At 71.5% G+C, this 15,447-nt stretch carries 16 protein-coding genes; 8 read left to right on the top strand and 8 right to left on the bottom strand.

Features of this window, described 5'->3' with window-relative positions; translation table 11 throughout:
- Positions 1 to 57 precede the first annotated feature (57 nt).
- Positions 58 to 603, top strand: coding sequence for a hypothetical protein (locus tag ASG23_RS19955; RefSeq protein ID WP_157465664.1), 546 nt, complete (start codon positions 58 to 60; stop codon positions 601 to 603).
- A 33-nt stretch (positions 604 to 636) separates the two neighbouring features.
- Here ASG23_RS19955 and ASG23_RS13610 read toward each other — a convergent pair whose 3' ends face one another.
- The gene (locus tag ASG23_RS13610) at positions 637 to 1,497 is read right to left on the bottom strand and encodes a pentapeptide repeat-containing protein (RefSeq protein ID WP_056025809.1); all 861 of its coding nucleotides are present in this window, start codon (positions 1,495 to 1,497) and stop codon (positions 637 to 639) included.
- A 386-nt stretch (positions 1,498 to 1,883) separates the two neighbouring features.
- On the opposite strand from ASG23_RS13610, the gene ASG23_RS13605 reads away from it, so the two are divergent.
- Positions 1,884 to 2,321, top strand: a complete 438-nt coding sequence (locus ASG23_RS13605) for a hypothetical protein (protein ID WP_056025807.1) — start codon at positions 1,884 to 1,886, stop codon at positions 2,319 to 2,321.
- Between the two features lie 7 nt (positions 2,322 to 2,328).
- Here ASG23_RS13605 and ASG23_RS13600 read toward each other — a convergent pair whose 3' ends face one another.
- The 4 genes from ASG23_RS13600 to ASG23_RS13585 all read right to left on the bottom strand — a co-directional run bounded on the left by ASG23_RS13600 (position 2,329) and on the right by ASG23_RS13585 (position 5,936).
- Positions 2,329 to 3,534: an NAD(P)/FAD-dependent oxidoreductase gene (locus ASG23_RS13600; RefSeq protein ID WP_056025805.1), complete on the bottom strand. Its 1,206-nt coding sequence runs from the start codon at positions 3,532 to 3,534 to the stop codon at positions 2,329 to 2,331.
- Positions 3,535 to 3,635: 101 nt separating this feature from the next.
- A complete protein-coding gene (locus tag ASG23_RS13595) occupies positions 3,636 to 3,965 on the bottom strand; it encodes a DUF2314 domain-containing protein (protein WP_056025803.1) in 330 nt (109 codons plus the stop codon).
- Positions 3,962 to 5,485: an ATP-dependent DNA ligase gene (locus tag ASG23_RS13590; protein ID WP_056025802.1), complete on the bottom strand. Its 1,524-nt coding sequence runs from the start codon at positions 5,483 to 5,485 to the stop codon at positions 3,962 to 3,964. Before ASG23_RS13590 ends, ASG23_RS13595 begins: the two co-directional genes overlap by 4 nt.
- Before the next feature lie 43 nt (positions 5,486 to 5,528).
- Positions 5,529 to 5,936, bottom strand: coding sequence for a YchJ family protein (locus ASG23_RS13585; protein ID WP_056025801.1), 408 nt, complete (start codon positions 5,934 to 5,936; stop codon positions 5,529 to 5,531).
- Between the two features lie 298 nt (positions 5,937 to 6,234).
- Here ASG23_RS13585 and ASG23_RS13580 point away from each other — a divergent pair, with 298 nt between their 5' ends.
- Positions 6,235 to 6,438 (top strand): cold-shock protein, encoded by a 204-nt coding sequence (locus tag ASG23_RS13580; RefSeq protein WP_028049733.1) that lies wholly within the window; start codon positions 6,235 to 6,237, stop codon positions 6,436 to 6,438.
- Positions 6,439 to 6,583: 145 nt separating this feature from the next.
- Positions 6,584 to 7,663 carry a fatty acid desaturase family protein gene (locus tag ASG23_RS13575; protein WP_056025799.1) on the top strand — a complete coding sequence of 360 codons (1,080 nt, stop codon included), beginning with the start codon at positions 6,584 to 6,586 and terminating at the stop codon, positions 7,661 to 7,663.
- A 271-nt stretch (positions 7,664 to 7,934) separates the two neighbouring features.
- Here the strand turns inward: ASG23_RS13575 and ASG23_RS13570 are convergent, their stop codons facing one another.
- Positions 7,935 to 10,574 carry a rhamnogalacturonan lyase gene (locus ASG23_RS13570; protein ID WP_162242693.1) on the bottom strand — a complete coding sequence of 880 codons (2,640 nt, stop codon included), beginning with the start codon at positions 10,572 to 10,574 and terminating at the stop codon, positions 7,935 to 7,937.
- A 280-nt stretch (positions 10,575 to 10,854) separates the two neighbouring features.
- Here ASG23_RS13570 and ASG23_RS13565 point away from each other — a divergent pair, with 280 nt between their 5' ends.
- From ASG23_RS13565 to ASG23_RS13555, 4 genes are all read left to right on the top strand, one after another.
- Positions 10,855 to 11,151 (top strand): type II toxin-antitoxin system VapB family antitoxin, encoded by a 297-nt coding sequence (locus ASG23_RS13565; RefSeq protein WP_056025794.1) that lies wholly within the window; start codon positions 10,855 to 10,857, stop codon positions 11,149 to 11,151.
- Positions 11,148 to 11,780 carry a LytR C-terminal domain-containing protein gene (locus tag ASG23_RS13560; RefSeq protein WP_056025793.1) on the top strand — a complete coding sequence of 211 codons (633 nt, stop codon included), beginning with the start codon at positions 11,148 to 11,150 and terminating at the stop codon, positions 11,778 to 11,780. Before ASG23_RS13565 ends, ASG23_RS13560 begins: the two co-directional genes overlap by 4 nt.
- 84 nt (positions 11,781 to 11,864) lie before the next feature.
- A complete protein-coding gene (locus ASG23_RS19950; RefSeq protein ID WP_157465663.1) occupies positions 11,865 to 12,008 on the top strand; it encodes a hypothetical protein in 144 nt (47 codons plus the stop codon).
- A gap of 131 nt (positions 12,009 to 12,139) precedes the next feature.
- Positions 12,140 to 13,408: a glycosyltransferase 87 family protein gene (locus tag ASG23_RS13555; RefSeq protein ID WP_056025791.1), complete on the top strand. Its 1,269-nt coding sequence runs from the start codon at positions 12,140 to 12,142 to the stop codon at positions 13,406 to 13,408.
- Here ASG23_RS13555 and ASG23_RS13550 read toward each other — a convergent pair.
- Positions 13,351 to 14,571 carry a lysophospholipid acyltransferase family protein gene (locus tag ASG23_RS13550; RefSeq protein WP_056025789.1) on the bottom strand — a complete coding sequence of 407 codons (1,221 nt, stop codon included), beginning with the start codon at positions 14,569 to 14,571 and terminating at the stop codon, positions 13,351 to 13,353. The genes ASG23_RS13555 and ASG23_RS13550 overlap by 58 nt on opposite strands.
- Positions 14,568 to 15,446 (bottom strand): phosphatidate cytidylyltransferase, encoded by an 879-nt coding sequence (locus ASG23_RS13545; RefSeq protein WP_056025788.1) that lies wholly within the window; start codon positions 15,444 to 15,446, stop codon positions 14,568 to 14,570. The genes ASG23_RS13550 and ASG23_RS13545 overlap by 4 nt, the downstream gene beginning before the upstream one ends.
- Position 15,447: the final 1 nt, after the last annotated feature.

Genomic DNA, 15,447 nt, shown 5'->3' with positions numbered 1-15,447 from the left:
CTGGTCGGCCACGCGGTCGTAGTTGTCCAGCAGGAGCAGGCGGTCGGTGTCGGCCGCGTGCCAGATGTCGAGGAAGCCGAGGGCGACACGGTTCGCCGCCGACCTCCATGCATCGGCGAGCTGGCGGGTGCTGAAGGGCGCCTTGATCTCCAGAAGACTCGTCTCGATGCTGCTGACCCTGCCTGCATAGACGTCCTGGCTGCGCGCCTCGTTGACGACGTCGGCCATCCGGGCACGCGAGCCCTGATCGCATCCTTCGGCAACCAGCTGTCGAAGCAACGCCGCGAACTGGTTGAAGCTCGCCTGCACAGCGCCTATCGACGCCTTGGCACCGGTCTGTCCGGGGTGACCCGGGTCGTAGTCCGCGAGGTCCACCATGATGGTCGTAGCAGAGTCGCCGCCCGGCCGACCCCGTCGCCGTTCCTTGAGTGCCGAGAGCAGGGACGTCTTGCCGGTACCCAGCTTGCCGACCACGTCCGCGACAGGCGCACTGTCGCGGCCGTCGGCTTCGATCGCGATGCTCTCGAGCAGGTGGTCACGTCCGACGAATTGTCGATCCGGCATCTCTGTCACCAGTCCTTTCCAGGAGGCCAACCCTGTTGAGCGATGCGGAAGACCACGAGACGAGCCGGTAGCTCATGCGTCCGGCAGGAGCTCCGCTCCCGCAGGCGTGAAGCCCTCCACGTGCCACCTCGTGTTCCGGTCGTAGCTGCCGCCGACGACGGCCGTCTCCGTGTCGTACTGCGCGCCCCCGAAGTCGGCATGCGCCAGCCCACATTCCACGAAACGTGCCCCACGAATCACGGCATCTCGAAAGTCGGCGCCCGCCAGGTTGCACCTGATGAACGACGCCTTGGTGAGGTCGCTGTGCCTTAACTGGCAGCCGGCGAGGTCGAGCTCCTGGACGACGACGCGGGGGAGGACCGATCCGCGGAGATCCGCCGCACCGATGGCTGCTCGGCCGACCGAGCCCGGGTACGCACTGCTCAGGGTCGACAGGAACTCGAAGGCAGCGGTCACCTCGGGAGGCAGCGGCTGGCGGCGGAGCGCCTCGACGCTGGTGAACCTCTCAGCCTTCGGTCGGCTCTCGGTCGGCGGCCACGGGGCACCGGCCCGCACAGTCTCGGCGAAGGCGCGGGCACACGCAGCGCGATGCTCGGGCGACTGCTCCGCGAGGATCGCCAGCTGGTGCAGGCCTGCAACTCGGACTCCCACCGTGCTGCCGGAAAGCGCGTCCACGGCCTGCCCGAAGACGGCCAGATGGTTGTCCTCACGCTGTTTGCGCTGAGCGGCCGCGAATTGATTCCATGCCAGTATCGCCGCAGAGATCACGGTGAGCACGCCACCGATCTGCAATAGCGCCGTGCGGGTGGACGCCTGCAGCTCCGCTGTCGCGAGGTACACCTCGAGACGCTGGTCCTTGTCCAACGAGCCGACGGCCGCGAGGGAGATCGAGGGATAGATCCTCGCCGGCATCACCGCCGCCAGTACCCACACGACCGCGACCGCAAGGCCGAAAGCGGCAACGGACAGGACGACTGCCCGGGAGATGGGCCGCCCGGCTGTGCGGCTGGGAGCCGCCGCGCGACGTTCAGACGGCACCCTCGCGCCCCCCTGGCGACTCGGTCGCTCGCGGACGACCCCCTGCCGGATCGGTCGATGCGTATCTCATCGTGCTCCTCGCCGGGCATGCCGTCCAGGGCGAAGCAGTGAGTCGTCTTCGGGCGGCCGACCTGACTACCCACACCGGAGGATGCGTGACACCTGCAACGGTCTGCACGGCCCGAGCACGCTGCTCCAGGCCCCGGGACGTGAGGCCGTGACGTCCTGAGGGCGGCGGCCGGCCGGCGAGCCGGACCGCCGCTCGCCGTAGGCTCGTCGTCGTGGCCACCTTCTCCTCCGTGTCGAGACAGCACGTCCTCCAGGCGATCGCCGAGTACGACTCCCGTGGGGACACGGGCTTCCTCGACGTCTACGGTTTCGAGCCGCTCCCCGGCTACGCGCTCCTGCACGACGGACGCAGCTACGACCTGAGGGCCGTCGTCGGTGTCGCGCACCGTCTCGCGACTGGCCGGCTCGCCACCTCCGAGGAGTTCGGCAGCAGCACGGACGGCGCCGTCGCGATCCTGCGCAAGCGGGGTTTCGACGTGACTGAACCCGTGGTCGCGCTCCGGCCGGCGCCGGTGCGTTCCGCGCGCGCGCCGCGGGCTCCGCGGACGCCCGTCGTGAGAGCGACCGCCGTGCGGGAGGCGCCGTCGGCGATCTGCCCGACGTGCTCGATGACCCTGCCCGCGACCGGCATCTGCGACGAGTGCGGCTGAGCCGTCGTCAGAGGCGCGCCAGCGCACCTTGCGCCGCGACCACCCCGGTGCTGAACGACGCCTGCAGCAGGTAGCCACCCGTGGGCGCCTCCCAGTCGAGCATCTCGCCCGCCACGAACGTTCCGGGCAGCCGGCGGAGCATGAGCGCTTCGTCGACCTCGGACCACGCGATGCCGCCGGCGGTGGAGATCGCCTTCTCGATCGGCATCGTCGCGGCCACCAGCACCGGCACCGACTTCACCCGAGCAGTCATCGCCCCCGGGTCGGTCGGCAGGGCGGCGCCCGCCTCCCGGAGCAGCGCGATGGCGACCGGGTCCAGGCCGAGGGTCCGACGCAGCCAGTTCGAGGCGGAGTCCTTGGGTCGACGGCGCGCCAACCGGTCAGCGACCTGGTCGACCGTCAGCGCGGGACGCAGGTCGACATCGACGATGCACCGACCGTCGGCGTCGAGGGCGTCGCGGACCGCGGCGCCGATCGCATAGACCGGTCCACCCTCGATCCCTGCCCGGGTAACCATCGCGTCGCCCTGCACCGCGGGACCCGGCCGACCCTGGACCGTCAGCGAGACGTGCTTGAGCGGCGTGCCCTCGAACCGGTCGGCGAACACGTCGGTCCAGCCGACACGCATCCCGACGTTCGCCGGTCGCAGGGGTGCCACCGCCACGCCCCGATCGGAGAACGGGCCGACCCATCCGCCGTCGGAACCGAGCCTCGGCCACGACGCACCACCGAGCGCGAACACCGTGACATCGGCCGCCACCGAGGTCTCCTGTCCGTCGACGGCCGTCAGGCGCAGGCCCTCGTCGGCCCAGCCCATCCAGAGGCTCCGTCGCTCGATCCGCACCCCGAGGTCGGCCAGCCGCGACAACCACGCACGGACCAGCGGTGTCGCGCGGAACGACCGTGGGAACACCCGCCCGCTCGACCCGACGAACGTCGGCTCCCCCAGCCCCGCGCACCAGTCGCGCAGGTCCTCCGGGCCGAACACCTCGAGCATCGGCGCGAGCCGGTCGGCGGAGCTGCCGTACCGGGCCAGGAAGGGGTCGCGATCCTCGCTGTGCGTGAGGTTCAGCCCGCCGTGACCGGCCAGGAGGAACTTACGGGCCGGCGACGGCATGCGGTCGTACACCGTGACCGCGACACCAGCCCGGGCCAGCACCTCGGCGGCGATCAGCCCAGCCGGTCCGCCACCGACGACGCTCGCCGTGCTCATCGGACGAGCTCGGGGATGGGAGTCGGCACCGGCCGAACGTAACCGACTGTGGCCGGTCGCGCGGAAGTCGACCTTGCGGGCACGGTCCAGAGTCCGACAGATCAGGTCGGTCCGGGGTCGGACCGATGCGGGGTGATCGCGACGATGTGCCGTCGCTCGAACTGCACCGTGTCACCGGCGTGCAGACCGCGCAGCTCCGCGGGGTCGCTGTTCAGGCTCCCCTCGAGCTCGACCTCACCGACCGCAGTCACCCGGACCCACACGCGCTCGACCAGGCCCGAGTCCGGCTCGACGACGAGCTTGACGCGGTCCCCCACCTGCGCGGAGGCCTTCGCGTCGTCGCTGGGGATGCGGAACGAGTTCGGCGCGGCCGCGTGCTTCTCGACGGCGTCGGCAAGCGTCCACCCGGTCCGCCGACGGAACAGGCTCACCGCAGACCCGCCAGCGCGCGCACCGTGACGATCGTGTCCGCCTCCGCCGCCGTCTTGTCGTCGCGGTAGCGGACCACACGCGCGAACCGCAGCGCGAGCCCGCCGGGGTACCGCGTCGAGGTCTGCAACCCGTCGAACGCGATCTCGACCACCTGCTCCGGCCGCACGGTCACCACCCAGTCGTCGTCGGAGACCTGCAGCTCCCGGAACCGCTCCGTCTGCCACGCCAGCATCTCGTCGGTCATGCCCTTGAACGTCTTGCCGAGCATCACGAACCCGTCCCCGTCGCGGGCGCCGAGGTGGATGTTCGACAGCAGCCCCTGCCGCCGCCCGGACCCCCGCTCGACGGCCAGCACCACGAGGTCGAGGGTGTGCCTCGGCTTGACCTTGATCCACGCGGCGCCACGCCGCCCGGCCTCGTACGGAGCGTCGGCCGCCTTGATGACGACGCCTTCCTGCCCGGCGGCCACCACGGCGGCGAAGTAGTCGCGGGCCTCCGTGACGTCGGACGTGACGAGCCGGTGCACCACCGACGCACCGGCCACCGTGTCGAGCGCGTCGAGGCGCCGCAGCAGCGGTGCGTCGAGCAGGTCGACGCCGTCGACGTGCAGCGCGTCGAAGAAGAACGGCGTCAACGTGGTCACGGCGGCGACCTCGGCGTCCTTGGTGGCCGAGCGCGCCGCCGTCTCCTGGAACGGTCGCGGGCGACCGTCCGGGCCGACGGCCAGCGCCTCGCCGTCGAGCACGAGGGTCGACGCCGGCATCGCCTGGACGACCGCCACGATCTCCGGAACCCGACTGGTGATGTCGTCGAGGCTGCGCGTGAACACGCTCACGTCGGGACCCTGGCGATGGACCTGGATGCGGATGCCGTCGAGCTTGGAGTCGACGACCACCGGACCGGGACCGAGGCTCGCCCAGGCTCCGTCCACGTCGGGCGCCGACTGCGCCAGCATGGGCCGGACCGGCCGGCCGGCCGTGAGCGTGAAGCCCGCGAGCGCCGCGACCGGATCGGGGGACGTCAGGGCGGCGACCGCGACCGGCTCGGTGTCGCCCGCGAGCATCGCGGCTCTGCGCACGACCTCCGGCGGGACCCCCGCGGCCTCCGCGACGGCGTCCAGGAGCAGTGCGTCGAGCGACCCCTGCCGCAGCTCACCGGTCACCAGACCGCCCAGGAGCCGCTGCTCGTCCGCGGTGGCTGCTCCGAACAGCTCGGCCGCAAGCGCGTTCCTGCTGATCACGGAGCCGGGGCCCTCCAGCCGCGACATCTGCTCGAACACGGCGTCGACCCCCGCCACGGTCAGCGAGGGGTCGGCTGCCGGCGACGGCAGGGACGTCAGCGAGCGCCAGCCCAGCCCGGTCCGCCGCTGGCGAAGCTGACCCCCGAGGTACCGCGAGACGATCCCGACGTCCTCGGGCGGTGTCCGACGGAGCAGGTCGACCAGGAGCGCACGCTTGGCCAGCCGCGACCGCGTCGTCGCGAGGGCGGACGACGTCGTCGCCAGGTCGACCAGCAGCATCCCTGCATCCTGCCGCGCGGCGCCGACATCCCGCGCGTCGGGACTACAGGCCGATGCCGCCGTCCACGTAGAGCCAGCGACCGTCCTCGCGCACGAAGCGGCTGGTCTCGTGCAGCCGGCCGCGCTGACCGATCACGGTCCCGTCGTCGAGCCGGTAGTGGGCGACGAACTCGACGGTGCCGGCGTCGTCCCACGGGCCGCCGGCGTCCGTGCGGACCACGTCCAGCCGGTGCCAGACCATGGCGTCGTCCAGCTCGAGGACCTCGGGCCGCGTGCTCGGGTGCCAGGTGGCGAGCAGGTAGTGGGTGGCCCGCGTCGCGAAGCCCGTGTAGCGCGAGCGCATCAGCGCCTCGGCGGTCGGTGCCCGGCGGCCGGCGGCCAGGTAGCGGCCGCAGCACTCGCCGTACGTCTCCCCCGAGCCGCACGGACAGCGGTCGTCGTGCTCGCTCATCGATCCTCCCGGCGCGTCGTCCCGGCGAACCTAGCAACAGTCCGTGGGGCTCGCAGAGGGGACCCAACCCCTCCGCGCCGGGGAGTGTGAGCAGACCGTTTCACGTCCTACGTTCCGGTCAGAGCCATAGTGCCGTACGGTTAGACCTGTAGTCGCAGTGAATCGCTTGTCATGACGGCCAGGGGAAACCCGGCAGGACGTTCTCGAGGACCACCTCGGAGACGGACGACGAACACCGTGAATACCGGTCCCGGTCACCCGGGAGTTGTCCATACCGCACGTGAGAGAAGAGAGCATCATGCCTGTTGGCACCGTGAAGTGGTTCAACGCCGAGAAGGGCTTCGGCTTCATCGCCCCCGAGGACGGCGGACCCGACGTCTTCGCGCACTACTCCGCCATCACCACGAGCGGCTACCGCACGCTCGAGGAGAACCAGAAGGTTCAGTTCGAGGTCACGCAGGGCCCGAAGGGCCCGCAGGCGTCGAACATCACGCCTCTCTGAGCTGATCTGAGCTCATAGCTCCATCGCACGGGACCCCGGCCTTGTGGCCGGGGTCCCGTCGCATCATCACCGAGGCGCCTCCGATCCAGCTCATCCCCCGACCGAACTCGCGCCGCGCTCTGCACGACCGACAGGACGGACCCCCGTGAGCTCCCAGACGCTTACCGACACACCCCAACGCCCGCGCGACCGCGCCGTCAGCGACTTCACCGAGCTGACGCGCACCATCCAGGCCGCCGGCCTGATGAAGCGTCGCCCCGCGCACTACGCCGTGCGGCTCTCCGCCGCCGTCGTCGCCGTCTTCGGCCTGATCGCCACGATCATCCTGGTGGGTGACTCCTGGTGGCAGATAGCCGTCGCCTTCGCCGCCGCCGTGATCCTCACGCAGGTCGCGTTCCTCGGCCACGACGCCGCGCACCGCCAGATCTTCGCCGACGGACGCGCCAACAACTGGACGTCCCTCGTGCTGGCCGACCTGTTCGTCGGCCTGAGCCACGGCTGGTGGCAGCGCAAGCACACGCGCCACCACGCCAACCCGAACAAGATCGACACCGACCCCGACATCGACCTCGAGGTCCTCGCCTTCACGCCCGAGCAGGCCGCGAAGCGCACCAAGCCGCTGTCGGTCTGGTTCATCAACCACCAGGGCTGGTTCTTCTTCCCGCTCCTGCTGCTCGAAGGCCTCGCGCTGCACATCGCCGCGATCAAGCGGCTCTCGTCGCGGGAGAAGCTCGAGCACCGTGCCGCTGAGATCGTGATGATGAGCATCCGGCTCGTCGGCGGCACCGCCCTCGTCTTCCTGGCCATGTCCTGGCCGATCGCGCTGGTCTTCCTGGCCGTGCAGATGGGTGTCTTCGGGTTCTACATGGGCGCCTCGTTCGCCCCGAACCACAAGGGCATGCCGCTGATCCCCAAGGACTCGCGCCTCGACTTCCTGCGCCGCCAGGTGCTGACCAGCCGGAACATCGGCGGCGGCAAGTGGGTCGACGTGCTCATGGGCGGGCTCAACCACCAGGTCGAGCACCACCTGTTCCCGTCGATGCCCCGCCCGTCCCTGCGCCGCGCGAAGCCGATCGTCGAGGCGTACTGCCGGGAGCACAACATCCCGTACGTGCAGGTCTCGCTGCCGCGGTCGTACGCGATCATCGTGAAGTACCTGAACACCGTCGGGAAGCCCGACCGCGACCCGTTCAACTGCCCGATGACGGCGCTCTACCGCGTCTGACGCTCGGCTCGATGAAGCCCCCGTCGCCCTGTGAGGCGGCGGGGGCTTCGTCGTGAGCGGCCGCCCCACCGGGTGGAGCCGGATCCCCGTTCCCCACCCTCAGCCGACGCATGAGCCATGAGTGCCGCCACGGCGCGCTGTCGCGTCAGCCATTGCTTGTTCGCGGCAGGAACGCACAGACCGGCGACACGCAGAAGGGCGCCGGTCGGGAGTGATCCCGACCGGCGCCCGTGGGTCGCGCTTGCCCTCGCGACCCCTCGATCCTCGACCGTCAGTCGAGCATCGAGATCACCTGCTGAGCCTGGTACCCGAGGAGCGCCCGGGCGCCAGGTGTCACCGTCGACGGCCCCGTCCGCGGTGTGAGGAGCTCTACGTACGCCGTCAGCGACTTCACAGCGGCCTCCTCGTTGCCCGCGTCGGCGGTCTTGTCGGCCACCTGGATCGCGGCGAGCAGCGGCCCGACCACGGGGCCCGTGATCGCACCGGCCGCGATCTGCGCCTCGGTCGCGTCGCGCAGGGCGTCGATGCTGCCCGGCGCGAAGTACGACGGCACCGGCACCTGCGTGTAGTCGGTGTCGGAGGCCAGGTAGAAGCCCACGTAGGACGGCTGGTTGTAGGTAGTCTGCTGACGGGCCACCTCGACCCGGTACTGCGGGTCGTGCATGAGCGTGTACATCTTCGTGTGGCTCAGCCCGGTGTTGATGAACAGGCGGATCGCCGACGAGTCCGCGGTGCGGACCAGCAGCTCCTCGCGGGAGTCACCCAGGACGTCCGCCACCAGCGACGGGTTGCCCTTGGTGCCGTTGTTCGACCGCGTGCCCGTGGCGGTCAGCTGACGACCCCGGGTCCAGTCGTCGATCGTGACGTCCTGCGCCGCGGAGCCGTTGACGATCTGCGTGGTCCCGTCCGGCAGCCACTTGATGCTCATGTTGGTGCCGGGGATGGGGCCCGGGGTGACGGCGCCGGCCGCCGAGTACAGCCCCAGCGCGTCGGAGCCCCCGGGCAGGCTGGCCCACACCTCGCTGCCGCGCACCGACGGGAGCACGTCGCCGATCATCGCGCGGCCGGTGTCCCGCCCGGAGTACACGCCGAACAGGACCTCGCCGGTCTTGGCGTCGCGCATCGCCATGCCGTAGGGCGCGTACGTGGCGCCCTCGTGGGCCGTGAAGATCTCCAGGCCCGGACGGTCCGGGTCGATGTCGGTCACGTGCATGGCGTCGCCGTGACCGAGACGAACCACCTCACCGGGCGCAGCGCTGCCGGCGGGCAGGGTGTCGAACGAGGAGTACAGGACAGAGCCGTCGTCGTCGATCGTCGCGGCGCCGTAGACGATCTCCTGCTTGCCGTCGCCGTCCACGTCGGACGCGGACAGCGAGTGGAAGCCCTGCGTGGTGATCTTCCCGTACACCGGGTCGGTGCCGTCGCGGCCGTGCGGGCCGTCGTTGAACGGGTTGGTCATCGGGACATGACCCGAGTCGACGTACCAGCGCTCCTCGAGGTTCTTGCCGTCCCAGTCGTACGCGACGAGCGTCGTGCGCGTGTAGTAGCCACGGGCGAAGACCGCCGACGGCGTCTGCCCGTCGAGGTATGCGACGCCGGCCAGGAAGCGGTCGACGCGGTTGCCGGGCTCGATGCGGGCCATCGCGTAGTCGCCCCACAGCAGACCGTCGTCGTCACGACCCGGCTTGTAGTCGATGGTCTGGAGCTCCTTGCCGGTCGCCCCCTCGAACACCGTGAGGTACTCGGGACCGTCGACGATGAAGCCCTCGAAGTTGCGCAGCACGTTGCGGGCGCTGCGGCTGGGCGCGTAGACGTCGATGAAGTAGTTGGCGAGCGCCGTCGCGTCCTCGTGCGACAGCGGGTACGCGTACTGCGGCGCGATGCCGAGCGCCGCCTCGACCGTCGAGGGCCAGTGGCCCGCGACGACCTCGGGGTGGCTGCTCCAGCCCTCGAGCATGGTCACCAGGTGGTCGAAGTACCCCTGCTTGCTCAGTCGGTAGTCGACGGTGTCGGTGACTCCCGCGGCGCGGTCGCGCCCGGGCAGCGTCACGAACTCCTCGCTGAGCACCGACCCGTCGGCCCCGTACGTCGTGATCTTGCTGCCGGGGGCCGTCTTCATCATCAGCTCGGCCTTGCCGTCACCGTCGTAGTCGTAGACGGGGAACTGCGTGTAGTGCGCGCCGGCGCGGATGTTCACGCCGAGGTCGATGCGCCACAGCTGCGTGCCGTCCTGCTCATAGGCGTCCACGAAGACGTTGCCCGTGTAGCCGACCTGGCTCACGTCCTTGGAGTTCGACGGGTCCCACTTGACGATGTACTCGTACTGGCCGTCGCCGTCGACGTCGCCGACCGACATGTCGTTGGCCGAGTACGTGTACGCCTCGCCCACCGGGGTGACGCCGTCGGCCGGCTTGTGCAGGGGGATGTCGAGGCTGGGCTGAGCCCACGGGGTCGCCTCGGCCCCGTCGACCTCGGCACCGTCAACGACCGCGGCGACCCGGTAGCGGGACGTCGCAGTACCGGCGGGGTCGACGAAGTTGGTGGAGTCGGTGACCGTGCCGAGCAGCGCGCCGTCTCGGTAGACGGCGAAGTCCGGTCCGGTCAGGCCGGTCGCGGTGGTGCCGGTGACCTCGCTGGCGAGCAGCCGCCACGAGAGGAAGACCCCTTCGGGGGTGCTGGCCGCGACGAGTCCGCGGTCGAGGTGCTCCAGAGTCAGACCGTCGGGACCGCGGGTGGGTCCGTGGCCACCGGTCGTGGCGACCTGGCTCGTCGCGGGGGCGGCCGTCGCGGGCACGGCCGCCAGCGTGCCGACGAGCACGACGGAGCCGGCGATGGCAGTGATCGTGCGGGCGCGCTGTGCCGACGTGCGGCCTCGTGGCGGCGTAGAACCTCGTCGTTGCGTCAGACTCATCGTTGAATCCTTTCAATCGGCTAGGCGTCCCCCGACGGGTGGAGGGCTGGCTCCCGACGAGGAAAGCCGGGGGCGCCGTTGACCCCGACCGCCCACGACCGTATCGCCTGATTCACCCGAGTCAACCCCTGCTACGACATTCGCCGGATACCGTTGACGAGAGCGCTCCCGTCAACGGAAATCGCTATCCAAGCCGCCGTGCGCACCGCCCCGTGAGGCTCGTGATGACGTCACCCGCGGAGAAGGTACGGGCGACGAGCGCGTCACCTAGACTCCCTCCGTGATCTTCAAGGCGGTGGGCGAGGGCAGGCCCTACCCCGAGCATGGGCTCGAGACGGCCAAGCAGTGGGCCGAGGTCCCGCCGCGCCAGGTGCGCCTCGACGAGCTGGTCACCACGAAGCGCACCCTCGACCTCGATGCGCTGCTCGCGGAGGACTCGACGTTCTACGGCGACCTGTTCGCGCACGTGGTCCAGTACCGCGGCGTGATGTACCTGGAGGACGGTCTGCACAGGGCCGTCCGGGCCGCGCTGCACCAGCGCGCGCTGCTGCACGCACGGGTGCTGGTGATCACGTGAGCGAGCAGGACCGGGCCCGGCAGCTGCGTCGACGGCACATGCACGAGCGGCAGGCCGTCATCTTCGGCGTGCTGCTCGCTGCCCTCGCGCTCGCCGGGCTCGGCGCCGCGGCGATGTTCACCGGAAGCCTGAACCTGCCCGTGTTCGCCCGCGACTTCCAAGCCGTGGCCACACCCACGGCTGCGCAGGACCCGTACCCGTGCCCCCCGGCCGGGGCGCTGCCGGTGGCCTACGACCAGATCACGGTGAAGGTCTTCAACGCGACCAACCGGGTCGGCCTGGCCGGTGCGACGGGGGCTGCCCTGTCGGAGCGCCGCTTCGTCGTCGCGGCCACGGAGAACGCGGCCGCTTCCTACGACGGCACAGCTCGCATCATCTTCGGGGTCGGCGGCGTGGCCCAGGCGTACACCCTCGCCGCGCACATCGACGGCGCGGTCCTCGTGCTCGACCCCCGACCGGACGCCAGCCTGGACCTGGCGCTGGGCGCGGAGTTCGCCGAGCTCAAGCCCATCGACACGGTCGGCCTCGACCCCGCAGTCCCGCTCGTGGCTCCGCCCGGCTGCACCCCGTTCGACGAGGTGGTCGCACCGGCCGTCCCCGCCGCGACGGAGACCCCCGCCGCCGGCTGACGCCCGTCGTGCGCGGCCGTGAGGACCGTGCGACCGTGGGTGTCTGCCGTGGTCACCGACCACGGACGACGAGGGAGGTCGACGATGACCGAGCCAGACGTCACACCCGACCCTGTGCGGGCCACGGCTCCGGACGCACCGCCCGCACCCGACGACCCGCCGCGTGACGACGAGTACGTCGACGGCGAGCGCGTGCTTCCGCCGGTGGCCCCGCCCCGCACCGGCTGACACTCACAGCGAGAGGGACCGCGACGGGCCCGGCGCGCGGGCTAGCCTGAACCCCTGCCCGCCCGTCGGCCACGTCCGGCCCAACCTCGGAGGTCGTCCTGCTCCGCCGCCTGCTGCACTCCACCACGGCCGTGTGGGTCGCGTTCGTCCTGGTGCACGGCTGGCTCGCGTTCGTCGGCCTGGTGCTGATCCCCCAGGAGGCGTTCTGGGACCTCGACCTCTACCGCTACTGGATGTGGCTCGGGATCAACCGCGGCGAGTGGCCCGTGCTCTCCGGCTCGTGGGTGTACCCGGCGGGCGCTATCGTCCCGATGCTCACGGCCGCGATCGGTGGGACGGGCGGCGGTTCCGCGTATCCGGCGGTCTGGGCGCTGATGGTCACCGTGCTCGACGCGGTCGCGCTCGCGTTCCTGCTGCACACGCGTCGGCCCGACCGCCCGCACGAGCCCCCGACCGCCGCGGGCGCCTGGTGGTGGCTCGCGTTCCTCGTGCTCCTCGGACCGGTCGCCATGGGCCGCCTCGACGCCGTCATCGCTCCCGTTGTCGTCGTGGCGCTGTCCATCGCGCTGAACCACCCGCGCATCACGTCCGCGCTCCTGACGACCGCCGCGTGGGTCAAGGTCGCGCCCGGTGCGTTGCTGATCGCGTTGTTCGTGGCCGTCCGCCGGCCGTGGCGCAGCGTGGTCGTGCCGGCCGCGATCGTCTGCGCTGTCGTCGTCGGCACCGTCGCGGCGCTCGGCGGCCTGCCCCACGTGTCGTCGTTCCTCACCGAGCAGGAGGACCGTGGGCTGCAGATCGAGGCGCCGGGGGCCACGCCGTGGCTGGTCGCCGGGCTGTTCTCCACGTCCATCACGCGCTACCTGAACGAGCCGCTCGTCACCTGGGAGATCACGGGACCGGGCACGCAGGGCGCCGCGGACGTGCTGGGGGCGCTCTTCTTCCTCGCGCTCGGCGCGTCGGCGTTGCTGCTGTGGTGGCGACGCGAGCAGCTGGGTGCCCGGATGTGGTCCGGCGGGATCGCGCGCACGGAGCTCCTGGTCCGTGGCGCGATGCTCCTGACGCTGGCGATGCTGGTGTTCAACAAGGTGGGATCGCCGCAGTACATCGGCTGGCTGGCGGCGCCCGTGGCTGTCGCCCTGGCGCTGCAGCTGCCCGGCTGGCGGACGACCGCCTGGCTCGTGCTGGGCACCGCGGCGGCGACGCAGGTGGTGTTCCCCTGGTTCTACAGCGAGGTGACCGCGGGCCAGCCCGCGGTCACGCTGACGCTCGCCGCGCGGAACGTGGCCCTTGTGGTGCTGCTCGTGCACACCGTGGTCGCGCTGGTCAGACCGTGGGAGGACGATCAGCCGGACGCCCTGCGCCGCCAGGAGCGGATCACGAGCGCGAGCCCAGCCGCGTAGGTCACCCCGAGCACGCCCAGGTACGGCACGTAGAAGCGCCTCAGCACGGGGTGCGCGACCACGGCCGCGCCACCGATCGCCGCACCCATCGCCGCCGCACGCGCACCGCGCGCACCCGCCGTATGGAACGCGAGCGGGATCCGCGGGGTGCCCGCCTCCCCTGCCGCGGCGGCGTAGAGCTTGACCGGGACCCCGTTGGCCGCCTGCTTCCAGACGCCCCGCGCACCGGCCGCCATGTGCCGCGCGGCCTCGTCGCGCATCGAGGCCGTGGTCAACGGAGCGGGCGGTCGCAGACCGCGCCGGGTCAGCTCGGAGGTGACCAGGACGCCCGCGACCGACCCGGCGGTGAGCCACGCGGCCGCGGGCAGGATCCGGCGCGGGTTGGCGACGCCCACGACCGCCAGGTACATCTCCATGGTCACCGGCCAGCTCACGGCCTCGGCGAACCCCCACACGGCGGCGCCCGCCATCCCGGCGTTGCCGTCCATCGCCCGGTGCAGGGTGCTCCACGTGCGGGACTGCGACGCGGTCGCGGGCCCCTCGGCGAGCAGCGCCTCGAGCTGGTGGGTGACCGGAGACATGTCGTCGTCGACGAGGTCCTCCGGCTGGATGGGGTGGCCGAGGCGGACCTCGACCGGGCCGGGGCGCAGCCCGCCGCCCTTGGGCAGCAGGTCGTGGGTGCCGACGATGGCGACAGGCAGCAGCGGGACGTCGAACTCGCGGGCGATCCGGACGGCACCGCTGCGCAGCTCCCCGAGCCGGCCGTCGGTGCTGCGGGTGCCCTCGGGGAACACGAGCAGGCTTGACCCGGCGCCCAGCACCGTCTGGGCGCCGTCCACCAGGCCGCCGTAGCCGCCGCCGTTGCGGTGCACCGGGACCGCGCCGATCGCCAGCTTGAGGCCCAGCCGCATCCACGCCTTCTCGAACCAGTAGTCCTCCGCCGCCACGACCACGGGTTTGTACGGCGCGGGGAAGGCGGCGATCAGCGCCGGGGTGTCGGCGTGCGAGCTGTGGTTGGCGACGATGACCATCGCCTCGTACGGCGCCGAGCCGCGCACCTTGTACCCGCCGACCAGGTGGAAGACGTTGCGCCAGAACGTGTGCCGCGCCGCGCCGGCCAGGTTGAACCCGGGCGGGAGGCCCACCCGGCGGCGCGACGTCATGCGAGCACCGCGGCGAGCGGGAGCACCAGCAGCAGGGAGTCCACGCGGTCGAGCAGGCCACCGAAGCCGGGCAGCCACGACCCGGCATCCTTGACCCCGGCGCGGCGCTTCACCATCGACTCCAAGAGGTCTCCTCCGACGCTTCCGAGCAGCAGGGCGACATACAGCCCCGGCGAGGCGGAGTCCAGCACGACCAGCACGATCGCAGCCCCGACGGCGGCTCCGACCATACCGCCGACGGTCTTGTTCGGACTGAGCCGGGAGAGTGGTCGTCGCGCCCACGTGAACCGGCGCAGCCCTGTCCCGCCGCACCAGGCCGCGATGTCGGTGGCGGCGGCCGCGAAGCACAGCAGGTACGCGTCGCTGCCGACCAGGACGAGGTTGGCCAGCGACCAGCACAGCCAGATCGACCCGAAGGCCGTCAGGGTCGCGCGCTCCAGGCCCCGCTCCGAGTCACCTGAGAGCAGGGCGGGGACCGCGCAGAGCAGTGCCACGAGCGGCACCAGGCCGAGCAGGTCCGGCGCGAGCCAGGCGGCCACCGGGTAGACGACCGCGAGCACCAGCAGGAGCGTCGTCTCGGCGCGAGGCAGCCGCATCATCGCGGCGAACTCGCGCACCGCCTGGAGCGCGAGCAGCGCCGCGAGCGCCGCCGTCGGCCCGGGACCGAGCCACATGGGGATCCCGATGACGGGCAGGATCAGCGCCCACGTGGTCCAGCGGCGGCGGAGCTCGGGCTTGCCCGACAGGAACACCGGGACGGCCGCGAGCGCCAGGATCGTGACGCTGACCGCCAGCAGCCAGACGGCCCGACCCTCGAGGTCGAGGTGCCACCCGGCCAGCACGAGGTGGATGTCGAGGTCCGGCACGAGGTTCACG

The sequence above is a fragment of the Cellulomonas sp. Leaf395 genome (assembly GCF_001424125.1).
In the GTDB taxonomy this organism is placed as follows: domain Bacteria; phylum Actinomycetota; class Actinomycetes; order Actinomycetales; family Cellulomonadaceae; genus Cellulomonas.
Note: the sequence above shows the minus strand (reverse complement) of the source record. Positions and strands in the feature narration are given on the sequence as shown.